General features: G+C 48.2%; 19 protein-coding genes. 5 read left to right on the plus strand and 14 right to left on the minus strand.

What is annotated here, in order from left to right; translation table 11 throughout:
- Positions 1 to 2: 2 nt before the first annotated feature.
- Positions 3 to 275 carry a hypothetical protein gene (locus tag NKT06_RS30050; RefSeq protein ID WP_076212169.1) on the plus strand — a complete coding sequence of 91 codons (273 nt, stop codon included), beginning with the start codon at positions 3 to 5 and terminating at the stop codon, positions 273 to 275.
- 82 nt (positions 276 to 357) lie between these two features.
- Here the strand turns inward: NKT06_RS30050 and nikE are convergent, their stop codons facing one another.
- The 10 genes from nikE to NKT06_RS30100 form a co-directional block, all read right to left on the minus strand.
- A complete protein-coding gene (nikE, locus tag NKT06_RS30055) occupies positions 358 to 1,158 on the minus strand; it encodes a nickel import ATP-binding protein NikE (RefSeq protein WP_253441760.1) in 801 nt (266 codons plus the stop codon).
- A 163-nt stretch (positions 1,159 to 1,321) separates the two neighbouring features.
- Positions 1,322 to 2,128, minus strand: a complete 807-nt coding sequence (locus NKT06_RS30060) for an ABC transporter ATP-binding protein (RefSeq protein ID WP_253441762.1) — start codon at positions 2,126 to 2,128, stop codon at positions 1,322 to 1,324.
- 39 nt (positions 2,129 to 2,167) lie between these two features.
- Entirely contained in the window at positions 2,168 to 2,998 is an 831-nt protein-coding gene (gene nikC, locus NKT06_RS30065; RefSeq protein ID WP_253441764.1) for a nickel ABC transporter permease subunit NikC, read from the minus strand.
- Entirely contained in the window at positions 2,995 to 3,939 is a 945-nt protein-coding gene (nikB, locus tag NKT06_RS30070; protein ID WP_253441766.1) for a nickel ABC transporter permease subunit NikB, read from the minus strand. The genes nikC and nikB overlap by 4 nt, the downstream gene beginning before the upstream one ends.
- A 72-nt stretch (positions 3,940 to 4,011) precedes the next feature.
- Complete coding sequence (gene nikA, locus NKT06_RS30075) at positions 4,012 to 5,646, minus strand: nickel ABC transporter substrate-binding protein (protein WP_253441767.1); 1,635 nt, start codon at positions 5,644 to 5,646, stop codon at positions 4,012 to 4,014.
- 294 nt (positions 5,647 to 5,940) lie between these two features.
- The gene (locus NKT06_RS30080; RefSeq protein WP_253441769.1) at positions 5,941 to 6,882 is read right to left on the minus strand and encodes a glycoside hydrolase family 113; all 942 of its coding nucleotides are present in this window, start codon (positions 6,880 to 6,882) and stop codon (positions 5,941 to 5,943) included.
- Positions 6,883 to 7,025: 143 nt separating this feature from the next.
- The gene (locus NKT06_RS30085) at positions 7,026 to 8,063 is read right to left on the minus strand and encodes a glycoside hydrolase family 130 protein (RefSeq protein ID WP_253441771.1); all 1,038 of its coding nucleotides are present in this window, start codon (positions 8,061 to 8,063) and stop codon (positions 7,026 to 7,028) included.
- A 109-nt stretch (positions 8,064 to 8,172) separates the two neighbouring features.
- Positions 8,173 to 9,006, minus strand: coding sequence for a carbohydrate ABC transporter permease (locus tag NKT06_RS30090; RefSeq protein ID WP_253441772.1), 834 nt, complete (start codon positions 9,004 to 9,006; stop codon positions 8,173 to 8,175).
- A 2-nt stretch (positions 9,007 to 9,008) separates the two neighbouring features.
- Positions 9,009 to 9,896: a carbohydrate ABC transporter permease gene (locus NKT06_RS30095; RefSeq protein WP_062836746.1), complete on the minus strand. Its 888-nt coding sequence runs from the start codon at positions 9,894 to 9,896 to the stop codon at positions 9,009 to 9,011.
- 191 nt (positions 9,897 to 10,087) lie between these two features.
- Positions 10,088 to 11,401, minus strand: a complete 1,314-nt coding sequence (locus NKT06_RS30100; protein ID WP_253441774.1) for an ABC transporter substrate-binding protein — start codon at positions 11,399 to 11,401, stop codon at positions 10,088 to 10,090.
- A gap of 451 nt (positions 11,402 to 11,852) precedes the next feature.
- Here NKT06_RS30100 and NKT06_RS30105 point away from each other — a divergent pair, with 451 nt between their 5' ends.
- The 3 genes from NKT06_RS30105 (at position 11,853) to NKT06_RS30115 (ending at position 15,438) form a co-directional block, all read left to right on the plus strand.
- Complete coding sequence (locus NKT06_RS30105; protein WP_253441776.1) at positions 11,853 to 13,043, plus strand: AGE family epimerase/isomerase; 1,191 nt, start codon at positions 11,853 to 11,855, stop codon at positions 13,041 to 13,043.
- Positions 13,040 to 14,224 carry a glycoside hydrolase family 130 protein gene (locus NKT06_RS30110; protein ID WP_253441778.1) on the plus strand — a complete coding sequence of 395 codons (1,185 nt, stop codon included), beginning with the start codon at positions 13,040 to 13,042 and terminating at the stop codon, positions 14,222 to 14,224. Before NKT06_RS30105 ends, NKT06_RS30110 begins: the two co-directional genes overlap by 4 nt.
- Positions 14,225 to 14,364: 140 nt before the next feature.
- Positions 14,365 to 15,438, plus strand: a complete 1,074-nt coding sequence (locus NKT06_RS30115; protein WP_253441780.1) for a substrate-binding domain-containing protein — start codon at positions 14,365 to 14,367, stop codon at positions 15,436 to 15,438.
- A gap of 78 nt (positions 15,439 to 15,516) precedes the next feature.
- Here NKT06_RS30115 and NKT06_RS30120 read toward each other — a convergent pair whose 3' ends face one another.
- From NKT06_RS30120 to NKT06_RS30130, 3 genes are all read right to left on the minus strand, one after another.
- Positions 15,517 to 16,194: a hypothetical protein gene (locus tag NKT06_RS30120; RefSeq protein ID WP_253441782.1), complete on the minus strand. Its 678-nt coding sequence runs from the start codon at positions 16,192 to 16,194 to the stop codon at positions 15,517 to 15,519.
- Positions 16,195 to 16,525: 331 nt separating this feature from the next.
- Positions 16,526 to 17,953: a pectate lyase family protein gene (locus tag NKT06_RS30125; protein WP_253441784.1), complete on the minus strand. Its 1,428-nt coding sequence runs from the start codon at positions 17,951 to 17,953 to the stop codon at positions 16,526 to 16,528.
- Between the two features lie 289 nt (positions 17,954 to 18,242).
- Positions 18,243 to 18,758 carry a DUF2179 domain-containing protein gene (locus tag NKT06_RS30130; protein WP_091012544.1) on the minus strand — a complete coding sequence of 172 codons (516 nt, stop codon included), beginning with the start codon at positions 18,756 to 18,758 and terminating at the stop codon, positions 18,243 to 18,245.
- Between the two features lie 349 nt (positions 18,759 to 19,107).
- Here NKT06_RS30130 and NKT06_RS31810 point away from each other — a divergent pair, with 349 nt between their 5' ends.
- On the plus strand, positions 19,108 to 20,322 hold the full coding sequence (locus tag NKT06_RS31810) for a Leu/Phe/Val dehydrogenase (protein WP_301290222.1): 1,215 nt from the start codon (positions 19,108 to 19,110) through the stop codon (positions 20,320 to 20,322).
- Positions 20,323 to 21,079: 757 nt separating this feature from the next.
- On the opposite strand, the gene NKT06_RS30145 is transcribed toward NKT06_RS31810, so the two are convergent.
- Positions 21,080 to 22,747: a hypothetical protein gene (locus NKT06_RS30145; protein ID WP_253441786.1), complete on the minus strand. Its 1,668-nt coding sequence runs from the start codon at positions 22,745 to 22,747 to the stop codon at positions 21,080 to 21,082.

Below are 22,747 nucleotides of genomic sequence, written 5' to 3' on the forward strand. Positions count from 1 at the left end.
ATATGTCACGGAGCATTGTTGTAGAATTAGTGGATTTGATGAATGCCGAGAAGGAAATCAATGATTTAATGGATATGCTTGAAGCTAACAAACGTCATGTAAGATCCATTGATGAGAGTATTGGAGATTGGAAAGGTAAATCTGCAGAAGAATTGCGAAGAAAGATGGATCGTTTCCAGAACATTTTAGGAGAATGGATTGCAGATTTCAAGCAGCAACAGATTGAGCTTGTGAAGTATACATATCGTATGGAGCGTGCAGATCGGGGAAATTAGGATAATCCTAAACTGATGAATAGATGTGAAAAAAGAGGCTCCCTACCATCGATATGGTAAGGAGCCTCCTTCACTATAAATTTCATTTAAACGAAATACGACCCGACGGATGCTCAGGCAAAATAGCTGTAACCAACTGCTTCACAGCCGGATGATCCGACTGCATTACCGAACCCCCAGCATCACCGCTATAGACCAGCTTCCCCTGATCCATCACGGCAATGCGGTCACAGATCGTCATGGCGGCCCGAATATCATGCGTGATAAAGAGGTAGGACAACCCATAAGATGCTCTGAGCTCTGCCAGCAAAGATAAGATTTGTGTCTGGTGCACCATATCCAGGCTGCTAATCGATTCGTCCAGTACGATTAACTTCGGCTTGAGCGCGATGGCTCGTGCGATGTTGACCCGCTGTAATTGCCCACCGCTGAACTCGTGCGGAAGCTTGCTCCCATCCTCAGGTGTAAGTCTGACCTGCTCAAGCAGCTGTCCAACCACACGCAGTTGTTCTTTTGCCGACAAACGCTCGTAATTATCCAGCGGCTCACCGATGATCTGCGCGGCAGTCATAAGCGGATTCACAGCCGAATAACAGTCCTGGAACACGACCTGCAGATCACGCCGTAATCCCTTGAGTACGGGTTTGCTGGATCGATAGATATCCTGTCCTTGAAATAAAATCTGACCCTGGCTGGGCTTCTCCAGACCAAGAATGATTTTGCCCAAGGTACTTTTACCTGCCCCGCTCGTACCCAGCAGTCCCAGACAAACACCCTTTTCAATCGTAAGTGAAATGTCTGCCAGCACAGGAGGACGCGCTCCCGAACGATCCAGCCAATTGCGTTTGCCATAACTATGGCTTACTTCACGTACCTGAAGCATCAGGTCATCCTCCTCTCTTGTACTTGGCAGAAGCAATCTCCGAAGAAGACGAAATTACACCTCACCATGTCCATTCCACCCCTACCCTACCCACTCAAAATACAGTTCATACCCGCTCGCTCCACACATACACTCACTGAACGATTCAACTCATCTGTAATCGCTATCTTCCCAAAGACATACTGGGCCTGGCATTTAACAACATCCGGGTATACTCATGCTCCGGCTGATCGAACAGTTGGTACACATCCGCCTGCTCCACAATTCGCCCCTTCTGCATAACCGCGACTTCATCAGCCATTTGCGAGATCACGCCCAGATCGTGGGAGATGAGCAAGATGGATGTGCCATATTCGGTACGTAGCCGATCCAATTCCTGAAGCACCTTCAACTGATTCACAACATCCAGTGCCGTCGTTGGTTCGTCAGCAATAACCAGGGCGGGTCGCAGGCACATCGATATGGCAATCATCACCCGCTGAAGCATGCCGCCACTCAGTTGGAAGGGATATCGCTTCATCAGTTTAGCTGGTTCGGGTAAGTTCATATCTGCCAAGGCTGCAATCGTCCGCTCCCGGGCCGCTGCTTTGGACATTCCTGTATGCGTACGCAAGGTTTCAATGAATTGAGATCCAATCGTGTACACGGGTGTAAAAGCATTCATCGGATTCTGCATAATAAATCCGATGTCCTTGCCTCGGATGCGCCGCATCTCCTCACCCGACAACGAGCCAAGCTCCCGTCCATTCAGGCGGATGCTGCCCGACACTTCCATCCTGCGTGGATCAAGCAGGTGGAGCAACGCGTTACATGTAACGGTCTTGCCGCTGCCACTCTCGCCAACCAGACCGAAGACACGCCCTTTTTGTAATTCGAAATCAATGGGCTCCAGTAACGGGACTGAACCCTCCGCTGTTCTTAGATTCACTTGCAGACCACGAACTTCGAGTACCTTCGCTGAATCATCCATCGTTACGTTCACCTCTCGTATGCCTTCGGTTTCGAACCACTACCTTTTTGCAATGCCATAACGCTCGGATAACGCTTCACCCAAGATGTTGAACGTAATGACTACCAGTAGAATTAATGCACCCGGATAGATCATTAACTCCGGATGACTGCGGATATACCCCGTTCCTTCATGAATCATGGCGCCCCACTCTGCATTCGGTGGTTGGATGCCAAGCCCCAAGAATGAAAGGGCCGATATATCCATAATCGCCCATCCCATCTCTAACGTGCCCATTACAACGATGGGACGCTGCACGTTGGGGATGATATGTTTGCGGATAATCGTCCACGAAGAGGAGCCGCTAATCCGCGCAGCTGCGATGAAGTTCCGTTCTTTCAGACTAACGACCATATTCCGACAGATACGTGCATAATACACCCACTGTACCATCATGAGGGCCAGAAGCACCTGCATCAGACCTGGACCAAAGATCCCCACAATACCCAGCACCAGCACCAGATTCGGAAACGCCATAATGCCTTCACATAAGCGCATCAGCAGACTGTCCACCCAGCCACCAAGGTAACCGGAAATCGAACCTACAATGACACCAATGAGCAAAGATGACAGGAAGATCAGAGTAGCAAAACCAAGCGACACCCGCGCTCCATATATCAGCCTGGTGAGATTGTCGCGTCCCAGATGATCCGTTCCGAGCCAATGCTCAAGCGATGGACTCGCCAGCTTCTGCAACAGGTTCACCTTCACCGGGTCATGAGGAGCAATCCATGGGGCTAGTAACGCGATCACGAAGAAAAGCAATATAATCACCGAGCAGATCTGGATGGCTCTCTGTCCTTTAAATATTGCACGCCATTTGTTTATCAATGTTCTGCCCGTCCTTTCGCTGAAATCCGTGGGTCCATAACGAGCTGCACCAGATCAACGAGCAGATTGCATACGATGAACAGGCATGCCGCCAAGAAGACATAACATTGAATAACGGGAATATCCCGGTTAAATATCGCATCGACAAAGTATCGTCCGAACCCAGGCCAGGAAAACACCTGCTCCACAATAATGGTTCCTGTCAGCAGCTTGCCCATACTCATCCCCATCCCCGTAATAAGGGGCGATATGGCGATTTTCAGCACATGTTTCAGCATAATGACTCGTTCGCGAATCCCGCGTGTTCTCGCGTACTGTACATACGTCTCCTGCAATTGCTCCAGTACACTGGAACGCAGTAATCGGGTGTAGATCGCAATAAGAATGAAGGAGAGTGTAATTGTAGGCAGAACCAGATTCTCCCACGATCCACGTCCTTCCACAGGCAGCCAATCCAGCTTCACCGAGAAAAAGAAGATCAGCAGATAACCAAGCCAGAATTGCGGAATAGATGCTCCAAAATAGGAGATCGCCCGGCTGACCATGTCAATCCAGCTATTCTTATACACCGCTGCTAGGATTCCGAAAGGAATATTCACCAGAGTCGATAACAACATACTCCAGAAGGCTAGCTCAGCCGTAGCCGGAAGCCTTAATTTCACTTCATCCCATACGGGTTTGTTGGTGAGATACGAGGTGCCGAAGTCGAGCTTGGCAATCTTCTGAATCGTATGCGCATATTGGGTTAACAAAGGCTGATCCAGGCCGAACTCATGCCGCTTTTGTGCAAGCAACTCCGGTGTCGGATAGATATGAGCAGCTGTCAGATAAGCCTCGGCCGGATCAACTGGTGAAATATGAATAAGCGCAAAGGTAACAAGTGTAGCGATAAAAACGATAGGAATGATCGCGATCATTCGTTTACCGATATAACTGATCACCAAACGTTCCTCCCTTTCATCAAGCTACATGGCCTTACCAAGGGCCATCCACTTCCCTAATTAAATTACTATTTATTGATTGCCTAGTTCAATGCCCACAAACGGATTTTCATCACGGTTCGCAGGGAAAATAAAGTTGGAGATTTTCTTCTGATATACTGCCGTTTTCTTAATATAAGAGATCGGTACGATCGCCGATTGCTCCTGAAGTGTTTTCAAGATAGAGCCATATAACTCCTGGCGTTTCGTCTCGTCTGTAGATGACAGTGCTGCATGCACCTGATCGTCCAGTTCCTTTTTCATCGGCAACGCACTCAAGGTCTCGGAAATCCCGAATCCAGGGCTCGCCACAACGTTAATGAAGGAATGAGGATCATACGGCGCACCATAGTTGTACCAGAAATACAGGTCGAAATCATTGGCTTTCAAACGTTTGATCTGAACCGTCAGTTCCAGTCCAGTGAGGTTTACCTTAACCCCAAGCTCGCTCCATTCTGCCTGAATGGTCTCAGCCATCGCTTTCTGAATCGGGTCCGTTTTGTCAAAAATCATCTCGAAATCAAGCTGCTGTCCGTCTTTTTCACGAATCGTCCCACCAGCCGGCAGCTTCCAGCCCGCTTCATCCAGTAATGCTTTGGATTTCTCCACGTCATACGTGATCGGTTCCAAGTCTACATTGGTGTACGGATAGTTTTTGGACAATACGGAATCGGCTGGTTCTTCCAATCCGGAAGTGACACCCTCAACCATCGCCTGTTTGTTAAACCCTTGCTGGAGCGCCATCCGCACTCTGACATCGGATAACTTTGGATTGGAAGAGTTCAGCAGCAGACTGCGTGTGCCCACCGGATCAGACAATTGGGTCACATATTCATCGTTGTCACGAAGCTGTTGGAATGCATCCAGACTGATCACACCTTCCCCGTAGATCAGGTCGAGATCGCCTTTTTCAAAAGCAAGGACACGGGTTTCACCGTCAGGAATGATTTTGACCGTAATCTGATCTACCTTCGGTGCTGTTCCCCAATAATTCGGGTTGCGTTTGAAAACAGCATATTCGTCCTGCTTGTAATCAGCCAGCATCCACGGGCCCGTTCCAACTGGCTCTTTGATGCCTTGGGAAGTATCTCCATCATCCGGGAATCCAGCTTCACCCAGGAAGCGGAAAGGACGAACCACAGACAAATCCTGAAGAACAGGATAGTACGGCTCTGTGAGTGTCAATCGGAAAGTATGGTCATCCACAACTTCTGTCTTGTCGAGCACGCCTACAATGCCCAGCCAGCTATGTGTGTCTTTATTTTTCATTACAGCATCAAAGTTCTTTTTCACAATCTCAGCATTAAATGGCGTACCATCTGAGAATTTCACACCTTGGCGAAGCTTGAATGTATATACTTTGCCGTCATCGGAGATGGTCCATGATTCTGCCAGCGCAGGTTCCAGTTTTCCATCCTTCTGGTAACTGATCAGTGGCTCATAGAGCATGGATTGGGCAAATAATTGCGAAGGATTGTACGTATGCGGATTCATTGTACCGATATCACGTGGCCATGACATCGTAATCGACTTCGTAGATGTTTGATTCGAAGCAGCAGATGAGGATTCCTCTCCACTTCCTGTATTGCTGCAACCCACAATAACGAATAACAACAAGAGCATAGTTGCCAGCGTGAGGGCCGAAGATTTGCGATGTTGAACAGACATGGATGTTGAACCCCTTTTCTCTATTTTATGATAATGATTATCATATTCATCCATTAAGAATAGGCAGGAGCCCTCCTTTTGTCAACAAAATTCGACATGGTATGTGTTGTTACTAAAATAGCCAAAAAACCTTTCCTGTGGGAGGAAAGGCTTCTTGACCTGAATATGAATTACAACTGGAAAAATAAGCTCCACCATAATCTGCTATTCCTTGCTCACAGCATGGAAATCACGAAAGTACATATACAGATATATCACTGAGATTCGTCTTCACATACGTCTTCTTGTTTCTGGTTAAACTTCTATAGTGATGCCCTCATAGAACCGACGAATGACCTTCTCCGCCGGCTTACCGTAAACTCCATATCCATCATCGGTCAGTGCATCCTTCTCCGCATGGAGATGTGCGCTCCAATCCCAAAGACCGAACCCGCGTACCCATTCACGCTGACTGACATGCCGGAACATGGCTTCATAGAACCGCTCCTGTTCCTCCGCGCTGACTTCACCTGCAAGTCCCCAATCGTTCGGTACGTGAGCTGATCCGCTACGACTGGGACAACCGGCTTCCGCGAAGAAAAAGGGTTTCCCATAAGAAGCAATCGCCTGCTCAATTCGATCCAGCTGTGCCTCCCAATCTCCGATGGGATAATAACCACTGGAAGAGATCACGTCCACAGCATCCCACCACTTCACATGATCTTCCTGATATTTGTCCGTGTTGTATGACACCAGTCCAGTGTACACTTCACGCACAGCGGCGATCACCTCGCGCCATTCTTGATCCCGACGTTCGGATTGCACCATCTCACAACCTACAATGAACATCTCACATTTTTCCTGCTCTGCAATCGCTGCATAATGCTTCTGAAATGCTGTGTAGCTGCGGAACCAATCCTTCCACTTCGGCTCACAAGGCACATCGATATCAAAAAAGTTAATATGTGCACGCCATGTGCCATCGGTGCAGTTAACGGTTGGTTTCAGAATGACACGCAGCCCGAGTTCACGGGCATATCGCATCATATCGACCAGTTCATCATCATCTACCAGATGATCACCCCGATATTTGACCTCTACCGCCTGCGGATGATCCTGATGTGCAGCCAGTGCAAAAATAACATGCGAACTGCCTGTACGTTCAGCCATCAGACGCAGGGATTCTTTAGCCTCCGGCTTGCGGAAGTCACCCTTGCCACTCATCCAGCCAAATGTAAATCCCTTGATATATTCCATATTCATTACTCCCCAGTGTTCCATTCACTTCATTTAGTAAATGGTCGAATATATACACTTTCACTACGATTGCAGTACCATCTTCCGATCGCCGTTATACGACCACTTCGCTTCTTCAGATTGGTTCTGCACTTTCACTTCAACTACAGCTTGCCTTCCTCGTGGTCTCCGGCAATGACTTCGTCGGTCTCGATCACATAATTCACGATTTCTTCGATGGTCGTGTAAGCCACGCCAACATACGTGTCGGCAGCACCGTAATAGATGGCGATGCGTCCAGTCTCAGCATCATGTAACGTTGCACACGGGAAGATGACATTATCGACGAATCCTTGCTCCTCGTACCATTTTTCGGGTGTCAGCACAAAGTTGGAGGAACGATATTTCACTTTGGACGGCTCATCCAGGTCCAGAATGACCGCACCCATGCTATAAACGAATCCGTTGCAGGTTCCAGTTACGCCATGGTAGAACATCAGCCAGCCTTCGGACGTTTCGATCGGAGCAGGCCCGCCGCCAATTTTGACCGATTGCCACCAGCCTTGACCGCCTTTGCTCATGACATGACGATGTTTGCCCCAGTATACAAGATCCGGGCTTTCACTCAGGAAGATGTCTCCGAACGGGGTATGTCCACTGTCGCTTGGTCTGGACAACATGACATAGTTATCGTTAATTTTGCGCGGGAACAACACACCATTACGGTTGAACGGCAGCATAGGATTTTCAAGGCGGACAAACGTCTGGAAGTCATCCGTCTTCGCCAGTCCCAATGCAGCGCCGTAAAAATCAGTACACCAGATGATGTAATACGTATCCTCCACTTTGACCAGACGCGGATCATACGCATAGTTCGGCATAAACGGATCGCCATTTTCATCGACAAATGCAATGCGTTCCTCTTCAATTGTCCACTCCAGGCCATCTTCGCTTGCACCCATGTGCAGATGCGGACGGCCATTAACGGTTTCAGCACGGAATACCCCGATGAACTTCCCTTCATACGGAACAACGGCGCTGTTGAAAATGCGGGCAACACCCTTCACCGGGTTACGCGGCACGACCGGATTCGCCGAATGTCTCCATACCGGGCCTTCGGTCCCCTCCGGTTTGGCCTCCCACGGCATATTCGGCAAAGCATCCCCAACAATGTGTACGTTTTTCGTTTCAGCAACTGACATTTTCATTTCTCCCTTCGGTTAGGCTTTATGAAATGAATACTAAAATTACACTAGACCACTTCGTTCCTGTGCATTCTCAATATGCATTTCATATAGCCTCTCGTTTTTTTTATTTAACGGAGCCTTGCGCGAAGCCGTTGTAGATGTACTTCTGTAACAACAGGAAGATGACCATCGTTGGAATAATGGCGATCATGATGCCGGCGCTGATGACTTCCCACTGCGATCCGAAAGGTCCCTTGAATTTGAACAAGGCAGTGGATATGACCTGCAAGTCTGTCTTCGGCATGTACAGAAACGGTGTGTAAAAGTCGTTGTAGATGTTAACGCCCTTCACGATAATGACCGTTACAATGGCCGGTTTCAGCAGTGGCAGAATGATTTTCCAGTAAATCGTGAAGTACGAGGCACCGTCCAGCATAGCAGATTCATCTAATGCACTGGAGATGGAGCCCAGGAACTGCAGGAAGATATACACCGCGATGATATCTGTACCCAGGTACATCACGATGGCTGCCCAGCGTGTGTTGAACAGGTCGAGCGCGTTGATGATCTGGAATGTGGCAACCTGCGTTGTCACACTTGGGATCAGGGTAGCGAGCAGGAATGCCGCAACCATGATTTTCTTGCCTTTGAATTTGAATCGATCCAGCACATACGCAATCATGGAGCCTGTTAAGGTCGCTCCTATAATGGAGATGACCAGGATAATAATTGTATTTTTGAAACCGACCAGCATGTTACCATCCACAAAGGCCTTTGCATAGTTCGCAAAGTTCAGCCAGTTGGCTGGCGGGGCAAGCGGGCTGCTGGTAGCGTATTCCGCATTCGTTTTGAGAGATGCAAACAGGATGACCACGATGGGTAACAGCGCGATAAACGCAGCAAGTACCAGGGAAGCATATTTAACCACGCTCGCAAGGGTGTATTTGAGTTGTGTCACTTTTATTCCTCCCCTTTCATGGTGACGCGCTGCACAAGCGTAACAAGAATAACGATCATGAGCAGCACCACAGCCATGGCGGATGCCAGTCCCAGCTTGCCATATTTAAATGCCAAATGAACCGTCTGGATTACAAATGTCATACTGCCGTTGGAACCATCGGTCATGATATATGGAATATCGAACGCACTAATTGCGCCGCTAATCGCCAAGATCAGGTTGAGCTGCAGGATACGTGTAATGCTTGGCAGGATGATGTGGCGGAATTGCTGCCAGCGATTGGCACCATCAATATCGGATGCTTCATACACATCCTTTGGAATGGAGGAGATTGCACCCAGGAAAATGATAAAGTTGAAGCCCATGTATCTCCATACTGATGCACCTGCGAGTGACACATTGATAATATTCGGATTACCGAGCCAGAGCTGCGTGTATTGTCCCAGCCCTACAGCATGCATGAGCATATCAAGTGTGCCGTCCGGTTTGAAGAAAAAGAGGAAGATAAAACCGATAGCTACCCCATTCAGCAAATAAGGAAAGAACAATATGCCTTTGAAGAAGTTTTTGCCTCGGACTTTGAAACTCAGAATCGTGGCAAAGTAGAGGGCCAAGCCCATCTGCACAAACGTTGCAACAAAATAATACAAGCTGACAATAAATACTTTGAAATATTCGGGATCACTAAATATGCGGGTATAGTTCTCAAACCCAACATAATCGAATCTTTTGCTGTATCCGTTCCAATCGGTGAAACTGTATTTGAACATGTTGATGACCGGTAAGTATGCAAACGTGAACAGCAACGCCAGCGGAATAATTGAGAAGGCACAGATGATAAATATGCGTTGCGCTGAGTAACCCCAATTCGAAACCTTTAAGTACTTCATGCTCTCCACACCTCCAAGCGGTTGACCCGCCTATATATCGAAAGACTTCCGTCCAGGAAAATCTGGCTGAACAACTGCCGGGGAAGGCATCCGGCACCATAACTTCAGACACCATTTGCCCCCATACAACATGGATTTTTACCCATGCTCCCGCAGTCTGTTCGCCATATGATCCATTTACGTTAATCCCATTATTTCGTGAGTTCTGCTCGTGCTTTTACCCACTTGTCATTCAGGTCCTTCATGATGTCGTCATATGATTCCTTGCGGTTACCGATACCTGCTTCAATAATGCGTTTCTTGAAGTCAGGCTGCCAGAGGCCGATTTCGCCTTCGTTGTCAATCTTGTCAACGAGACCTTCCTGACCTTCTTTGGCAGGGGTAAGTGTGGAGAATTTAACGTCTTTATACTGATCCAAAATCGGTGGCAATTCAGCGTTTTTGTCGGCATCCATACCGCCGCCCTGTTCAACCGCATAGTTCGATTTCGCCAGGAACCAGTCAATCCAGGCTTTCGCAGCAGGTTTGTTCTCGCTGTTCACGTTCATGCCGATGTTATAGTCAGCCGAGAGCGGGACCACAACCTCGCTTGCATTCGTAGGGAAAGGCAAGAATCCAATGTCATCCGGCGTATCTGTCATCCCTTGAATCTGTGTGATCGCCCAAGAGCCCAGTGCCATCGTAGCAATTTTGCCTTTGGCGAGATCCGCTTTGGAGCTTTCCCAGTCGGTTGTCGTTGGATCTTTCTCGATTAAACCGTTCTTGGCTGCATCATAGAGCACTTTATATAGTTCATAGTGCGGCTGACCAGGCACAAAGTTATCATCTGTGTTCGGTTGGTCCACGTTAACGTAATCCACGCTGCCCGCAACGGTTGGCAGATCCGATTCCCATTGGGTTAATGCCCAGCCGGATGCATAGTTGGTATAGAGCGGAACAGCATCTGTATTGTCTTTGATCAACTGAAGCGCAGCCTGGAATTGCTCCGGTGTTTTTGGAACTTCCATAATGCCCGCGTCTTTGAAGACCTGTTTGTTATAAATGATTCCAGAGAACGTAATTACGGTAGGGATACCGTAGACCTGACCATCCACCATGCGTTCTTCAATGGCGGTGTATTTGTCTTTCAACTCATCGTACGTGCCGAGCGGCTCGAAAAAGTCCGGGATATCGGCGATCGGAACACTGGTCGGGATCATCAGTACGTCACCATAATCCTTGGTGCTCATACGGATCTTCACTTGTCCTTCATAATCGGCTAGTGCCTGGAAGTTTACTTTCACATCCGGGTATTCCTTATTGAACTCAGCAGCGTAATCTTTGAACACGGTGTCCACAATATCTGTACGTTGTGTAAGGACGGTAATTTCACCCTTGATATCTGCCGGATCTGTACTGATCTCCTCCCCTGCCTGCGAAGATCCGCCTCCGGATGAACATGCAGCAAGTAGTGAAGTGATGAGCAGCATCGTCAGCAACATCATCCAACCTTTGTTTTTTCTCAATTGTTTCGACCCCTCTCTTAATTTAATTAAGTTATCGTTAAGGTTACAAAATGAATTCTATTATGGTAACGCTTACCTGTCAATTCATTTATTTATAACCTAACAAGAAAAATTGCGAGTTAATTCGTTGACATCTGTTTTTCAGAGCACTAATATTATTTTATAAAGTTACCGTTAACTTAATTATATATATTGATTAAACATTTACACGAAACGTAGAGGACAGAAAAAACCTGAAGAAGCGGAGCGTTCGCCTAAAAGCTTTCTGAAAGAAAGCTACATCGGAAGCATACGCTATCACCGGAATTTCACCTTTGAAAAAGGGAATCAAAAATATCTGGGGATAACAGCGATCGGAAGGTTATTCTGTCATCGGAGTGGCCAGTGTAAATATTCTTTAGTTCAATTTATATATTAAGATTTATGTAACACGTTGAAGGAGCGCTCACTTATGAATACAAAAACAACCAAACTTCAATCCGAGATTAAGGCGCATTGGGAGAAGCAGATTTTACCCTTCTGGTCCAACCTTAAAGATACAACCCACGGTGGATTCTACGGCTGGGTTGGCAATGATCTTCAGGTGAATCCGCAGGCACCCAAAGGCGGGATCGCCACGGCACGTCAACTCTGGTCTTTTGCAGCGGCGTATCGGGTTACCGGAAACGAGAGATGGCGCGAGCACGCGGAACACGCATACCGTTTTCTCGCCGATCATGTGATGGATACCGAATATGGCGGCATGTACTGGATGGTAGATTACACAGGGGAAGCACTGGACACGAGCAAACATGTGTATACGCAATCATTCGGTGTGTATTCACTCAGTGAGTACTATCGTGCAACCGGGGATGTTTCTGCATTGGAACTTGCGAAAACGCTTTTTGCTCTCATCGAGGACAAAGGTCTGGATGCCGAACGACCTGCGTACAAGGAACAATTTGATCGTACATGGAAGGAACAGCCCAATGAAATGCTGAGCGAAAACGGGGTAATTGCGGATTACACCATGAATACGCATATCCATGTGTTAGAGGCCTACACCACGCTCTATCAAGTGTGGCCAGTTCAGCAAGTGAAGGCGGCGCTGGAACGCCTGCTCGGAATTCTATATGAACGGGTGTATGACCAAGACACCAAGTTTCTCGGGGTATTTTTCAACAAACAGTGGGAGTCCATCATTGACCTGCGCTCGTTCGGACATGACATTGAAGCCAGCTGGCTGATCGACGAAGCACTGAAAGTTCTGGGGATGGAACAACATCCGGAGTATGCGGCGATGGTAACGGATATTGCCTATAACATCTCCAATGTGGCCGTAAATGCCGATGGTTCCCTGCTCAATGAACAAGAAGGTGAACATGTCGATGAGAAGCGAATCTGGTGGGTTCAGGCAGAGGCCATGGTCGGCTTCTATAACGCATATCAGCGCACAGGTGATCCACTGTTTCTGGAGAGAGTGGAACGCTTGTGGACCTATACAAAAGAAAACATCATTGATCAGCGTGCCGGCGGGGAATGGTACTGGTCGGTGGACGGAAACGGCACACCGGATCAGAGCGAGATTGCCGGACCGTGGAAATGCCCGTATCACAATAGCAGATTCTGTATTGAACTAATTGAGAGGATGGGATCAGAATGATACACCCGAAATACAAGGAGTTACTGGAGAAACAGGAGCAACTGCTTGCTCGCCCCAATGAGATCAATTCTTCCTTCTACAACGGCGTATATGATCGGTATCAATATCCGGTAATCACTCGTCATCATGTGCCGCTGCATTGGAGATTCGATCTGGATAAGACGACAAACCCACACTTCATGGAACGCTTGGGTATTAATGCGACGCTGAATCCAGGAGCCATCTATTTCAATGGCAAATACATCATGGTCATTCGTACGGAAGGATTGGACCGTAAATCGATCTTTGCGTTTGCGGAGAGTGACAATGGAATTGACGGGTTCCGTTTCACGGGTAAACCACTGGTCTGGGATGATATCGATGCGGATGAAACCAATCAGTATGATATGCGTCTCGTTCAACATGAAGACGGCTGGATCTATGGCATCTATTGCTCTGAACGCAAAGACCCGGAGGCTCCTGCATTTGATACATCCAGCGCAGTTGCACAAGCAGGACTGGTCCGTACACGTGATCTTACAAGCTGGGAACGATTGCCCAACATCACCACCAATTCCCCTCAACAGCGCAATGTCGTATTGCACCCGGAATTCGTGGATGGAAAGTATGCCTTCTACACCCGTCCACAGGACGGATTCATCTCGACTGGCAGCGGCGGCGGTATCGCCTTCGGCCTGTGTGAGGATATCTTGAACCCGGTCATTCATGAAGAGACGGTTATCGACGAACGGCAATATCATACGGTCTACGAAGTCAAAAACGGTCAAGGCCCTGCTCCGCTCAAAACGGATCGTGGCTGGATTCACATTGCTCACGGGGTTCGGAACACTGCAGCAGGACTGCGTTATGTGTTATACACTTTCGCAACGGATCTGAATGATCCGGCGCGCATGATTGCCAAGCCGGGCGGCCACTTCATTGCCCCTTATGACGACGAGCGTGTAGGCGATGTATCCAATGTTATTTTCTGCAACGGTGCCGTGGTCAATGAGAAGGAAGAAGTCTTTATCTATTACGCATCCAGTGATACCCGCTGTCATGTGGCAACTACCACTCTGGAGAAACTGGTTGATTATACGTTCAACACACCGGCCGATCCATATCGTTCCCTGGACTGTGCCAGCCAGCGGGGTCAGCTGATTGAACAGAATGAGAAGCTTTTACAGAAACAATTAACGTAACATCGGTAGAGCGTCCTCTCAGGGAAACCTGCAATGTGCTGAAAATTAGCGAAACAACAGCCAGAATGGCTTTATTCCAAGTGGGTAACGATGTATACTGATATGGATTGTTATTATGTTGGAGGAAAGCACTCATCATAGTGACAGCACATTGTGCCTATACCGGCTTGAAGGAGGCGACCATACTGAAGAACAATATCACCATGCGGGATATCGCCGACAGGCTCGGGGTCAGCAGTGTGACCGTCTCGAAAGCGTTGAATGATAAAGATGGCGTGAGTGGCGAATTAAAAGAAAAAATTAAAGTGCTTGCTGTTGAAATGGGCTATCGGTATAATGCCGCTGCCCGTTCGATGAAGGAAGGCTTAACCCATAATATTGGCGTAATTATCCCGGAGCGTTTTACCGGACCTACGCAGTCGTTCTATGTACGCGTGTTCCAGCGAATTACCAAACATCTGGAGGAACAGGGCTATTACGGCATTCTGCACATTCTGAATGTGGAGGATGAGGAAGAATTAACACTGCCCAAGCTGTACAGCGACAACAAAGTCGATGGTTTCATCGTGCTCGGACAGATCAGCAAAGAGTATATTGAACTGGTACGATCAATGGAAGTTCCCAAAATGTTTCTCGACTTCTACGATGAACATTCGGACATTGATTCCGTCGTTACCGATAACTTCTACGCTGCCTATGAGCTGACGAACTACCTGGTCCAGCAGGGCCACCGTAACATTGCCTATGTGGGGAACCTATATTCCACGAGCAGTATCCAGGACCGATTCCTCGGGTATTACAAATCCTTGCTGGAACATCGGTTGCCGATGAATCCGGATCTAATTCTGAATGATCGGGATGAACGCGGTACGTTTATTGAGATCGACTTGCCCGAGCAGCTGCCAACGGCCTTTGTATGCAACTGTGATCAGGTCGCTCATCTGCTCGTTCAAAAACTGAATTCGATGGATATTCAGGTGCCTGGCCAATGCTCTGTTGTTGGTTTTGATAATGATATCTATGCCATGCTCTCCGATCCAAAACTGACAACTGTCGAAGTGGATGTGGAACAGATGGCGCGCACTGCGGTCCAGTCGATGCTCAAAAAAATCGACAACCCGAACCGCAGTTTCGGCCGTGTTCATGTGAAAGGCAATATTATCTATCGTGACTCCGTGAGTGCTGCGTCTGCCTCATCAGATACAAATGGATAGCTGAATAAAAGAATTAAAAACGAACACAGATGACTGGCCTCTATCTTACTGGCCAGTCTTTTTCTGATGCTCCGGGGATTAATAACGGCGGCGATCTGTTGAATCCATCAAAAATGTAGTCGTTCTCCAGATCGAGAGAATGAGAATCAGCTCATACACATTGGTTAACGCCCCACTCTCCACGGGCAGGGAGATTAACTGCCCTACAAACAATAATGCAGTCCCAACAAATAGCCATACCCATTTATGTCTGAAAAGCACAATCAAACTAACAAACAAGAGTACAATGCCCACGACGATAACCATCATCGGCGGACCTCCATGACCTTCTGCCATATATCGCAGTACTCCATACTCTTCTATAGCAGTGAGATTTTTAACCTCGGATAAAGTAAAGCCTACAATCTGGTAGATAACCAGACCCAGCGTTATCAGCCATGCTGCCACATTCGTTATACTTCTATTTGCAAACTTGGCACCTGTGCTACGCAAGATATGGTAGCCAACAAGAATAAGGGTTGGCGTAGCGAAGGCATGTAGCCAAAATCGAAGGCTACTAAGGACGGTTAACAATTCCCCTTCTCCTATCAAGTTACCTACAGCAATAATTCCATTATCATACGCCAAGCTAAACGCTACGAATAACTGAAAACTGGAATATGTGAGCCATTGCTTCCTCTGGGTTAAAACGACGACCATCCGAATAACAAGTATAAAATAAACAAGAGTCAGTGCGGAGTATATCCATACATCCAAGCTGCTTCACCATCCTTATATCCAGCCCTATTAGTGAGTAGTGGCTGTTCTAATTTTCGAAAGTTGCAAAGGTGTTATATATTCAAGCTCATATTCACTTGCTCATTTTAGTCTATGATTAACTAGTTATCATTTCCATTCATTAATTATATTTACCGGTAAGTATAATTACAAGAAGAACTTGTATTAATGACTGTTTATAGAGCTAAATTATATAATAAAGAGCACTCCCGGCTATCGTAGCTGCAGGAGTACTCTTTTCTTGTTTGAACAAGCAGCAGGATACGCTGATACCCCTCGCATTGTTCTCAGACTTACATCACATCATCGCCTAATAACTCGTCTTCAACCAATTGTCCTTGGACCAGGTCAATTTACCCGAACCCGCACCATTGTAAGCCGTGAGACGTGAATTCAACGTGGATGGGTCATCCGTAGTGTAGCTGTATGGGAGTGTCGAGAAGCCGTTCCAGGAGAATGATTTTACCACAGCCGGGATTGGCGCCAGTGGACTGCCAGACGTATCACTGCTGCCACGGAATGAGCTGCCATCCAAAGAATACATGGTATCGGTCACTCTGATTTTACCGGTATACGTTGGATCTGCCGGATCGGTCTGATTGTTGCGAACAGGATACAGAACATCCTTAATGACTGATTTCTCAACTAATACGGCTCCGCTCTCTGTCGAGATTGCCCCATTGCCAATGATATCGAACTTATAACCTTTGGACGCAATCGCTGTTGCCATCGCCGTTGTAATTTTGGCTTTAGCGGCACGTGCCCCAGTCGCATCCATCACGATGTTGTATGCATGTGCGTTGCCTCCACGCAGGCGTGGCATCCGGTCCTGAATATCTTTGTACAAGTTATGGTGCAGCGTCATGGACAGATTGGCGTTAGCCGACTCCAGGCTGGTGGAACCGACCAGATGTCCTTTCTTTTGCGGACCCGAGATGGCGATAATATCTGCTTTACTGAGACCTACAGCACTGCTGCGCAGGTAGTTGTACATGGGATAGGAAGCCTTGTTTGCTTCCAATTCGTTAATCTGCTGGGTGACCCAGCTGTTCGAGCTGCCATCATCCCCTTTGAAGAGGGACCAGGAGATGGTCACGCCACTGGTTCCTTTTTTCGAATCGATAAGTCCGTCATAGGCTTTATTGAATGTGCAGTGATCAATCCATACGTTGCTATTCTCTTCCAAGGTGATGTAATCCCAGTCGTTCTTGTCGTAATCACCTTTGGTGGATTCATCCCATTCCCATAACTCATCGAATTCCAGGTTGCGGATGATGACGTTGGAGCTTCGTTTCACGCTGATTGCAGCGTGTTTGATTTTGGAGCCGTTAGCGGAGAAAATGGTGAGTCCATTGAAACCGTCAATCGTGAGCTTGCTGACACCGGTCTGTTTTAATACGGGATGCGTCAGCGCATCATTATGCTTGGCAAAAGGAGAAGTCTGCGCTGCACTCGGAATTTCATTCCATCCCAGATTCAGATCGTTCATGATCTCAACAACTTTGACGCCGGAGTTCTTTTTCAGAGCCAGTGCCAGATCGGTCGCATTATACACTTTCTTATACGTGGCTGTGTTTGATTCGCTAATGATGCCGCCGCCCGCGTTCCCTTGGGAGAAGCCTGTAAGATTGTAGTCTGCGTTACCCGCCGCCTGCACACTTGCCGGGCCGGACAATAAAGTTAAACCCAACGTTAGAGCCAAGGCTGTGCTGCATAAACTTCGAAATTTAGTTTTCATCGATTCCATTCCTCCCAATATATGATGATGACATTCGTCCATCGCTGCCATGCCAGGTACGAAGGACATGTTCTCAATGTAAATGTCGAAAGCGATTACAACAATAATCCCTATCTCACATGTGGTTAGGAAAGGCTGGTATGGTAAGGATTTGTACTGTAAGCAACCTTGAATCGTACAGAGTTAACTTGGGGAGTAAGGTTTCATGGATATATCGTGGCAACAAGACAATTCCAGATGGGATGAAATAAAAAAAGCAGGACTGCATCTGCCGCAGACCTGCTCGATTTTACTTTTTAATGGAACGTGTCCAGAAGCCGCCATGGAACTGTTTGGGCTCCACGGTAATGACAAATGCTTTGGGGTCCAGGCTGAGAATTGTCTGATAGAGCAGTTTCTGGTTTTTTCGTTTCGCCAGAATCTCCATCACAAGCCGATCTCCGTCACGTCCACTACCCACCCACGCAGTAACACCGTATCCTTTGTCCCGCAGGGCATTCGCAACGTTGCTTCCCATCTGGTTACAGATTACTTTAACGGTAACGTAACCGAGGGCAATCTTCTCTTCGATCCAGGCCCCGAGTAATACACCGAGTCCATAACCTACCGCGTAAACGATCAAGGCAGATGGTTGGGTTAGATATTTGAGCACCAGATTCAGACCGAGCACATAGATCACAATCTCACCCATGCTGATCAGTGCGGCGATATATTTCTGGCCTTTGAGTGTCAGAATCATCCGTAATGTATAAGCCGATACATATACAATCTGGATCAAAAAGATAAATACCAATATTTTAAACAATCACAATCCCTCTTTCCTGGCCTCCTTCACAACGGAATTGGCCCTTTGCTGCATATCCTCGACGATTTCGTATCATCTATGCTTCCTGTATGTTCGCTCTATCTCCATCATTGGACGTTATACCCTCATTCTAAACGGTTGGATGTAAATCCGTAGGCATTTTCTGCTCTCTGGCATGCCGGAACTGCCATTATAGAACCGTTTGTACCGATTATCAACCCGGCGGAGGTCCCAGGGTCGAAAACGAGGGTCTTTGAATATGCTGTATCATCATAAAGCCAAGCACGCTGGCACAGGATATCAGGTCAGAACCAGGATGGATGGGTCAAAACAAAAAGGGGGTGCCGTCATGCAGCTATGGCAGGAGATGGAGCGGGAAGGCATGGAGGAACTCATTTTTTGCCATGATGCAGATAGTGGATTGCGGGCGGTCATTGCCATTCATAACACGGTCCTTGGACCTGCGCTTGGCGGATGCCGCTACTGGACGTATGCGTCCGAGGAAGAAGCTGTTCGGGATGCTGTGAAGCTTGCCAAAGGCATGACGTACAAAAATGCAATCTCTGGACTGCCGTATGGCGGCGGGAAGGTGGTCATATGGGATGCACCCTTTGCGAAGAGTGCGGCACCGGATGAGGTTAGTTATGGGTCTGTTCGTGGTGCTCCGGTCGCTGGAGACCTAAAGGTAGAGCAGCAAGAGAGCGTTGCCTCTGAAGGGGGAATCGTTGCTGAGGAAGTGTCGCATCATATAGATGGGAGCCCGGATACGGACGTATCCGGGCGGGCCCAGCGCTTTCGCGCACTGGGACGTTGTCTGGAGCGGCTGAACGGGCGGTACGTGACCGGCCTTGATCTGGGTACCACGGCGACAGACATGGACCAGATCCGATTGGAGACCACACATGTGACGGACACCACCGGTTCGCTTGGGGCGCAGGATGATTTCACTGCCGAGATGACCGCCTACGGCGTACACATCGGCATTGTGACCTCGCTGCGCCAGCAAGGCATTGCATCATTGCAGGGCATTCCCGTTGCCGTCCAGGGACTGGGCAAGGTCGGGTATGCCCTGTGCCGTTACCTGCATGCAGCCGGGGCACGGCTCATTGTGGCAGACGTTGTACCGGATCGTGTACAACGTGCCCTTGTGCAGTTCAGCGGCGCCATCCCGGCCGATCCGGCCCATATCCACGCCGCTGACTGCAAGGTCTTCGCCCCCTGTGCCCTAGGGGGCGTACTGACCCCGGCAACGGTGGAGGAGCTACGCTGCTCCATCGTTGCCGGGGCGGCCAACAACCAGCTGAGTGAACGACAGCTGGTTGCAGGCCGCATGCAGGCGCGCGGCATCCTGTACGCGCCTGATTATGTGCTCAACGCAGGCGGGATCATCTCCACCGCCTACGAGCTGGAAGGCGCCGGGCCTGACCTGATCCGCCAAAAGGTGGCGGGGATTGCATGCACGCTAAGCAAGGTATACGCAGAAGCTGCGCAATCTGCGATCTCCACAGCCGATGCAGCTGATCGGCTAGCGGAATCCATCCTTCGATCTGGCCATAAGAACTAGAGCGCCCTAATCTGCCAGAAGATGCAGATAAAGAACCATTCCAATCGTTGACTCCTACGCCGTAAACAAGTCGAGACCATCCCGTATTAGCTCACTCGCTTCTATCACAATTCAAGCGGTTGATTGTGTGCTCATGCGTCCTCACACGCCTGAACCTCAACTTTGCTCGCTGTGCGGGACGTTACTGCTAGTCCTCATTACTAGACTGGGTAAAGCATCGTATACAAGCAGCACCGGCCACCTAAGCATATTCACACCACCAACACATCCGCCACCGCGTTATTCATTCAAAGTTATAGTGTTACCTTGAACTTATCACGGGCTTCGCTCGATTTCGTTATTTCAACGTACCGAAAGTGAGCCTCCATTGCTTCAGTCCATCTTAACGAACCTGATACACGCTATTCGCCCCTTTTAACATGGATCTAAAATCTAACGAATCTCAGACACGTTATTGTGCCTGGATTGTTCCTTTTTCAAGCTAAATAGCTACTTTTCCGAAGGATAGCGTTCCTGAGGTTCGTTAGAATTTATATTTCAGATTTTGACCGTGAATAGGTTGTCTCATGTTCGTTAGCGCTGCGGATGAAGTTTCTTTGAGGATAGCATCACACAACAAAAAGAGCTAACCCCGACATCCATGTCCAGGTTAGCTCTTCTTAGCACTCTTAACTCTTATAGGCTCTTATCACTTCGTCCTTCTACTTTCTAATCCCTTATCGCTTTTCTTTTATTCTTCTGTTCTACTACTCTATTCTCAAACTGCAACCGACTTCTTCTTCGCTGTCTTCTTCTCCCGAAACAGCAGCGTCCACAGCAACACATTCGCCACAATCAAAATTGCACCATAGATCCATACGCCCCCCGACACTGAGCGGAAAAAGACATGGACTCCCCATAACATGGCCAGCACAGGGAGGGCGGCAAATACATACCAGCCATCACTTTGCTGCGCCACACTGAAGGATTGGGAGAACGGCGGCTTACGCAGCAACAACTTGCCTGCCAGTGGGACAATTGCGGTTGCCGTCAACAAGATGATCGCAATATCCGGCAGTATCCGTAATCCAAATGTCCAGGTGAACAGAATGGCATTCACCAGAAATATAGGCAGGAACATGTTGCACAAGAACGCCTTCAGAGCGCCTTTATACAACACACTATCATTCGCCATCGGTGCAGCGCGAAAGGTCCAGAACGCCTTGTATTGTCCCGAAAATTTCAGCATGACTACCACCGTTACAACCAGAATCAGCACGATGTAAAAGGTGTATACGAACGAACTTTGCCTAAACTCCGCCCAGGTGGAGGATTGCAATTGGGTATACCAAAATATATAAGGCAAAACAAAGGATAAACCAAGCGATGGATACACCTTCAGCTTAAATTCCCGTTCATTACGCATCATGCTGGCGGACAGACGGAAGCAAGCCTGCTCCTCTCTGGAACGACTGACCACCTTGGAGATCAAACGATCCCATGTTCCGCGTCTGCGTCCAGATGACTGACCCGAGTGTGCCATTTTCTCCAGATACAATTCAAAGGCAGGCATTAGCTTCACATATACGATCAGACATACCACAGGAACCAAGACTGCCAGTGCTGTGAACGTATAGAGCCACACATTCCCTCCCCCTGCAAATAACCATTCATAGGCAGCCGCATACCATAACGGGGGCAACAGCAACTGCCACCAAGCCGGTGTAAATACCATACCAAAGTCAAACATGCTGAACGAACGAATGACCAGCTGATAACCGATCGCAATCCCCACCGAGAGCAGAATCTGTACCATATTGATCATATCCTTCAGCTTCTCGCCATCCAGAAACTTCATCATGAGAAGATAAATCAGGGACGTGGTCACCAGAATCAGCATGTTGATCAAAATTAATTCCACAAGGAAGATCAGAAAGAATCCGATCCCATGCGTCACCAACGCGGCAATTAACGGTATGCCAGTTAACGAACCCGTCAGCAGTACCAGATAGACACCTGCATGAATAGCTCGGGCCATGCCTACTGTTCGCCCATTAACAGGCTTCGTCATGATAATATTGCGGTCCCGGATGTCCAGCAGTACGGAGGAGAAATCCGAGATCATGGACGTCATGATCATAAACATTAAGATACCGAACACCAGACCCATCTGAAGCATGAAATGCCCTGTATCCCACACGATGAAGGGAACCATCATCAGTCCCATTAATCCATACAACCACAGGGATCGATGAAACTGATTACCTTCCTTGCGCTCTTTTTTCCCTGAATTGTTGGACAAAATGGTAGGTACTCTGCGTTGATCCATCTGGAATTTCACCCGCAAAATCAGGCGCAGCGCATCATAATCTGCCCCTGTTCTGGCGATGATTGGCCGAAAGCGATCCAGGATCTTCAGCGTGCGGAAGTCGGAGGTTTCCTCCAT

It is taken from the genome of Paenibacillus sp. 1781tsa1 (assembly GCF_024159265.1).
GTDB lineage: Bacteria > Bacillota > Bacilli > Paenibacillales > Paenibacillaceae > Paenibacillus.